Origin of the sequence: Methylibium sp. (assembly GCF_031393925.1) — a bacterium.
Taxonomy (GTDB): Bacteria; Pseudomonadota; Gammaproteobacteria; order Burkholderiales; family Burkholderiaceae_C; genus Methylibium.
Map to the genome: position 1 here is coordinate 1 of NZ_JANMWL010000268.1, position 5,167 is coordinate 5,167.

The window sequence follows — 5,167 nt, forward strand, 5'->3', positions numbered from 1 at the left end:
CGCCACGAAGGCCAGCGCCTGCAAGAGCGAGAGCAGCGCGGTGGCGCACAGCTTGGCAAACAGCAGCCAGGCGCGCGGCAGCGGCGCGGTGAGCAGCAGGCGCATCAGGCCCATCTCGCGGTCGTAGACCATCGAGAGCGAGGACTGCATGCCGTTGAACAGCAGCACCATGCCGACGAGCCCGGGCACGAGGTAGACGTCGTACGAAACGGCGTGGTCGTAAGGTGCTGCCGCACCGAGGCCCGAGACGCTGCGAAAGCCGGCACCGAACACCGCCAGCCACAGCAAAGGCCGTATCAGTGCCGACGCCAGCCGCCCGGTCTGCTGCACGAACTTGAGCAGCTCGCGCTGCACGATCGCCACCAGCGCCTGCAGGGCGTGGGCGATGCCGTGGCGTGCGCCGCCCGCGTCGGCGTGGCGAGCCGAAGGGTCGGTGTCGAGCGCGCGGTGCCGGCTCAATGCGGCGCCCTCGGCGCGCCGCTGGTGCGTGCGATGAAGCCCTGCTCCAGCGTCGTGCCGCCGAGCGCGGCCGTCACGGCGGCGGGCGTGCCGTCGGCCATCAGCTCGCCCTGGTGTAACACCAGCACGCGGTCGGCCGTGGCGGCTTCTTCGACCCAGTGGGTGGCCCACAGCACGCACACGCCGCGCTGGCGCACGTCGTCGTGCAGGGCGGCCAGCAGATCCTGGCGCGACTTGGGGTCCAGGCCCACGGTCGCCTCGTCCATCAGCAGCAGCGCCGGCTGGTGCAGGTTGGCGCGCACCAGCTCGACCTTGCGGCGGTTGCCGCCGGAGAGTTCGCGCGCCTTGCGCGAAAGCTCGGCCTCGATGCCCAGGCGCGCGCAACCGGCCTGGATGCGTTCATGCGCCAGGCGCCGCGGCAGCCCGTGCAGGTCGGCCTGGAACAGCAGGTTGCGCTCGACGCTCAGGTCGAGGTCGAGCGCGCTTTGCTGGAACACCACGCCGATGTGGCGCAGCGCACGCGCTGCATGGTCGCGCAGCGAATGGCCGGCCACCTCCACCTCGCCGTCGTCGGCCGCGAACAAGCCGGTGAGCACCTGGAACAGCGTGGACTTGCCGGCACCGTTGGGTCCGAGCAGCGCGGTGAACTGGCCAGCGGCCAGTGCCAGGTCGAGCGACTTGATGGCGGTGCGCGTGCCGTAGCGCTGGGTCAGGCGCCGCACGCTCAGCATCGGCTGCCCGCCGGTGTCGGCGCGCATTAAACGGGAGCGGTCGCGGTGGTTTGCAGCGCGTCGGGCTCGGCTTCGCCGAGGACGCGCGAGTTGGCGTCGGTGCGGTACCAGAGGGCGCCGGCCTTGGAGGCGTTGGGCACGAACTTCAGCGGCGCGCTCGTCAGACCCGCAGCGGCCAGGCTGCCGGCGTTGATGGCGTCGTCGATCAGGTGGCGGTCCGGGCTCTTGGGGCACACCGGGTCGGTGGCCGCGGCGTTGCCGGTCACCAAAAATGCCTGGCAGCGGCAGCCGCCGAAGTCGAGCGTGTGCTGGTCGCAGTTGATGCAGGTCTCGCTCATCCACGACGTGCCGCGGTACTTGTTGAAGGCGTCGCTGTCGCGCCAGATGTGCGAGATGCCGTGCTCGGTGACCTTGGGGAAATCAAGCCCCGGCAGCATGCGCGCGCTGTGGCAGGGCAAGGCCACGCCGTCGGGCGCGATCACCAGGAACACGGCACCCCAGCCGGCCATGCAGGGCTTGGGCTTGGCGTCGACGTAGTCGGGCGAGACCCACAGGATCTTCATGCGCCCGGCCAGACGCTGGCGATGCGCGTCGACGATGGCTTCGGCGTCGGCCAGGTCCTCGCGCGTGGGCATGAGCGCGGTGCGGTTGAGCCAGGCCCAGCCGTAGTACTGCGTGTTGGCGAGCTCGAGGAAGTCGGCTCCCATGCGCTCGGCCATGTCGATGATGCGGCCCACGTGCGGCAGGTTGTAGCGGTGCATCACGCAGTTGAGCACCATCGGGTAGCCCAGGCCCTTGATGATCGCGGCGACCTTGTTCTTGTGCTCGAAGGTGCGCGTGGAGGAGAGAAAGTCGTTCAGCTCCTTGGTGGAGTCCTGGAAGCTGAGCTGGATGTGGTCGAGCCCGGCCTCCTTGAGCGCGCGGGCGCGCTTCTCCGTCAGGCCGATGCCCGAGGTGATGAGGTTGGTGTAGTAGCCCAGGCCGCGGGCCTCGGCGACGAGCTCTTCGAGGTCGTCGCGCAGCAGCGGCTCGCCGCCGGAAAAGCCCAGTTGCACCGCCCCCATGGCGCGTGCCTCGCGGAACACGCGCTTCCAGTCCTCGGTCGGCAGCTCCGCCATGTGGTCGGCGTAGTTGGTCGGGTTGGAGCAGAACACGCAGTGCAGCGGGCACCTGTAGGTGAGCTCGGCGAGCAGCCACATCGGCGCGCCGGGGCCCGTGCGGGGCAGAGGCGCCATGCCCGAGGGCGCGCCCATCGGGTGTACTTCCTCAGACGATCCACTGGCATTCATAAGCGTCACTCAAGAATTCACCGACATCGCCGCGCAGGTTGCCTTGGCTGAATGCGCGTTCCAGGTCGGCGGTGATGTCGTTCACGCTGGCCTGGCCGTCGCAGCGTTTGAGGATCTCGCTGGCCGGGCCGTTGAGCTTGACCAGGCCTTCGGGGTAAAGCAACACCCAGCAGTCCTGCGCCGGTTCGAACTGCAGACGGTACATCGGCGCGAGCTTTGGCTGCGCCGTGTCGATGACGAGGCCGGTGTTGCTCAAGGTCTTTTCTCCGTCGCCATGTCGTCGGGGTAGGCGCGCTCGACGGCGTCGAGCAGGCTCCAGAGCACGTCGAGCTTGAACTGCAGGACGGCGAGCGCGCGCTCTTGCTTGGCGCGCGTGTCGCACCAGCCCTGCGCCACCTCGAGGCCGTGCTCCACGTCGCGCTGCGCCAGCGGTATGCGGTTGCGAAAATAGGCCAGTCCGCTGGCGTCGATCCAGGGGTAGTGGCTCGGCCAGCCGGCCAGCCGATCAGCATGGATTTTGGGCGCGAACATTTCGGTGAGCGAGGAGATCACGCCTTCTTGCCAGCAGGAGCGACGCGCGAAGTTGACATAGGCGTCGACCGCGAAGCGCACGCCGGGCTGCACATGGCGCTGCGACCACAGCTCGTCGCGGGTGAGGCCGGTGGCGATGCCGAGTTGCGTCCACACCTCGATGCCGCCGGCATGGCTGCCCGCAAAGTCGTCGTGGCCATCGTGGTCCAGCAGCCGCAGCGCCCAACGGCGGCGCGTTTCGCGGTCGTCGCAATTGCTCATCACCGCGGCATCCTTCATCGGGATCGCCTGCTGGTAGTAAAAGCGGTTGGCGACCCAGCCGCGCACCTGAAAGGGCGCCAGCGCGCCGCTGTTGAGGCGCTGGTTGAAGGCGTGGTGGATGTGATAGCCGGCCTCCTTGGCGCGCAGGCGCGCCTCGAACTCGGCCGCGGGCCAGGGCAAGGTGCCCGATGCCGCCGTGGGCAGCGCAGCGTTCACAGTGAGATCTCCATGCCGTCGTGCGCGACTTCGATGCCGCGGTGCGCGAGTTCGGCGCGCTCGGGCCCGTCGTCGTCGAGGATCGGATTGCTGTTGTTGATGTGGATCAGCAACTTGCGCCCGGCGCGCGTGCCGTCGAGTGCGTCCATCATGCCGGGCCGCCCGTCGCTCGAGCACTGCGGCAGATGGCCCATGTCGGCGGCGCGCTTGCTGCCCAGCCCGGCGGTGATCATCTCGTCGTCGGTCCAGAAGGTGCCGTCCACCAGCAGGCAGTCGGCGCCCTGCATCCACTCGAACTCGCTGGGTCCCACCGCGGCCAGCCCGGGCGCGTAGCACAGGCGCTTGCCCGAGCGCCGGTCGGTGATCTCGAGCGCGATGTTGTCGCCCACCTTGGGGTCGTGGCGGTGCGGCGAATAGGGCGGCGCCTTGCCGGGAATGGCGATGGCGCGAAAGCGCAAGGTCTCGAAGCCGTCGATCACGAACTCGGCCACGCGCTGCTCGCCGGCCACCGGCAGCATGTGCCACCGCACGCCGCAGTAGTGCTCGAGCACCGACAGGATCGGCAGGCCCGTGGTCAGGTCTTCGAACACGCAGGGCGTCACGTACAGCTCGATCGGTGGGCCTTCGCGCAGGCTCAGCAGGCCGGTCGCGTGGTCGACTTGCGCGTCCATCTGCACCACCGCCTTGATGGGGGTGTCGCGCAGCCCGTGCTGCGGCTGCAGCGCGGGCTGCAGGCGCAGCTGCTGGCCGATGTCGGGCGAGGCGTTGAGCAGCACCCAGCGTTGGCCGTCGGGCGACACGGCAATGGAGCTTTGCGTGCGCGCCCGGATCAGGCGCGAGCCGTTGCGCGCGGCGGCGCACATGGCGCAATTGCAGTTCCATTGTGGGCAGCCGCCTCCGGCGCCCGAGCCGAGCACGAGCACCTTCATGACTGACCCCATGCGGCGGACAAGACGAACCTCATCGCTTCACGAACAGCGCAGCGCTACGCGGCGCGCCGGCCCACCTCGAAACCGAAGCGCACGGCTTCGTGCTGCGGTGGTTCCATTGCATGATCGTCGTCTCCCGGCATGATGTCGGCCGCGCCCGAGCGCTCGCCCCTTGCCCCGAGATTCCTCTACCCGACGCCGGGCCTGCAACCCCGCAATGACCCTGTGAATCAGCCGACCCGGCCCGGACAAACCCTTGCCTCCACGCTGCCTGAAGGCGACTGGCTGGCGCCTGCCGACGGTCACCGCGTGTGGTGGTGCCAAGGCGGAGAACCGCAGGGCGTGCCGGTGCTGATCGTGCATGGCGGGCCGGGCGGCGCCAGCCGCGTCGAGCCGACGCGCTGGTTCGACGGCCTCGAGGTGCGCTGGATTGCCATCGACCAGCGCGGCTGCGGCCGCAGCACCCCGCTCGGCGAAACCGCCGCCAACACGCTGGCCGGGTTGCTGCACGACATGGAGCGCCTGCGCGAGCGGCTGGCGCTGCCGCGCTGGGCGCTGGCCGGCGGCTCCTGGGGCGCGCGCGTCGTGCTGGCCTATGCCGCGCGCTGGCCCGAGCGCGTGGAGGGGCTGCTGCTGCGCAGCCCCTTCCTCGGCACGGCCGCTGAAACGCGGCGCTACATCGCCGCCTGGCCCGCCTGGTTGGGCGAGCCCGGCCGCGTGTGGCTCGGCGAGGCGCTCGCCGATGCGGCCG

General features: G+C 69.9%; 7 protein-coding genes. 1 reads left to right on the top strand and 6 read right to left on the bottom strand.

Going from position 1 to position 5,167, the window contains the following annotated elements:
- The 6 genes from RMO12_RS14005 to pqqB form a co-directional block, all read right to left on the bottom strand.
- Positions 1-387, bottom strand: a 387-nt coding sequence (locus RMO12_RS14005) for an ABC transporter permease (RefSeq protein ID WP_309639761.1), incomplete at its 3' end; no start/stop codon positions are given.
- Positions 388-455: 68 nt separating this feature from the next.
- Positions 456-1,217, bottom strand: coding sequence for an ABC transporter ATP-binding protein (locus RMO12_RS14010; protein WP_309639756.1), 762 nt, complete (start codon positions 1,215-1,217; stop codon positions 456-458).
- Positions 1,217-2,443: a pyrroloquinoline quinone biosynthesis protein PqqE gene (gene pqqE, locus RMO12_RS14015; protein ID WP_309639757.1), complete on the bottom strand. Its 1,227-nt coding sequence runs from the start codon at positions 2,441-2,443 to the stop codon at positions 1,217-1,219. The genes RMO12_RS14010 and pqqE overlap by 1 nt, the downstream gene beginning before the upstream one ends.
- Before the next feature lie 13 nt (positions 2,444-2,456).
- The gene (pqqD, locus tag RMO12_RS14020) at positions 2,457-2,684 is read right to left on the bottom strand and encodes a pyrroloquinoline quinone biosynthesis peptide chaperone PqqD (RefSeq protein ID WP_309639762.1); all 228 of its coding nucleotides are present in this window, start codon (positions 2,682-2,684) and stop codon (positions 2,457-2,459) included.
- A gap of 47 nt (positions 2,685-2,731) precedes the next feature.
- Positions 2,732-3,487: a pyrroloquinoline-quinone synthase PqqC gene (gene pqqC, locus RMO12_RS14025; RefSeq protein ID WP_309639758.1), complete on the bottom strand. Its 756-nt coding sequence runs from the start codon at positions 3,485-3,487 to the stop codon at positions 2,732-2,734.
- Entirely contained in the window at positions 3,484-4,416 is a 933-nt protein-coding gene (gene pqqB / locus RMO12_RS14030; RefSeq protein WP_309639759.1) for a pyrroloquinoline quinone biosynthesis protein PqqB, read from the bottom strand. Before pqqB ends, pqqC begins: the two co-directional genes overlap by 4 nt.
- A gap of 225 nt (positions 4,417-4,641) precedes the next feature.
- Here pqqB and RMO12_RS14035 point away from each other — a divergent pair.
- Positions 4,642-5,167, top strand: a 526-nt coding sequence (locus RMO12_RS14035) for an alpha/beta fold hydrolase (protein WP_309639760.1), incomplete at its 3' end; no start/stop codon positions are given.

Excerpts from the sequence above, each read along its gene's own strand:
- RMO12_RS14010 (WP_309639756.1), bottom strand. The coding sequence starts at position 1,217 with ATGCGCGCCGACACCGGCGGGCAGCCGATGCTGAGCGTGCGGCGCCTG.
- pqqE (WP_309639757.1), bottom strand. The coding sequence starts at position 2,443 with ATGGGCGCGCCCTCGGGCATGGCGCCTCTGCCCCGCACGGGCCCCGGC.
- pqqD (WP_309639762.1), bottom strand. The coding sequence starts at position 2,684 with ATGTACCGTCTGCAGTTCGAACCGGCGCAGGACTGCTGGGTGTTGCTT.
- pqqB (WP_309639759.1), bottom strand. The coding sequence starts at position 4,416 with ATGAAGGTGCTCGTGCTCGGCTCGGGCGCCGGAGGCGGCTGCCCACAA.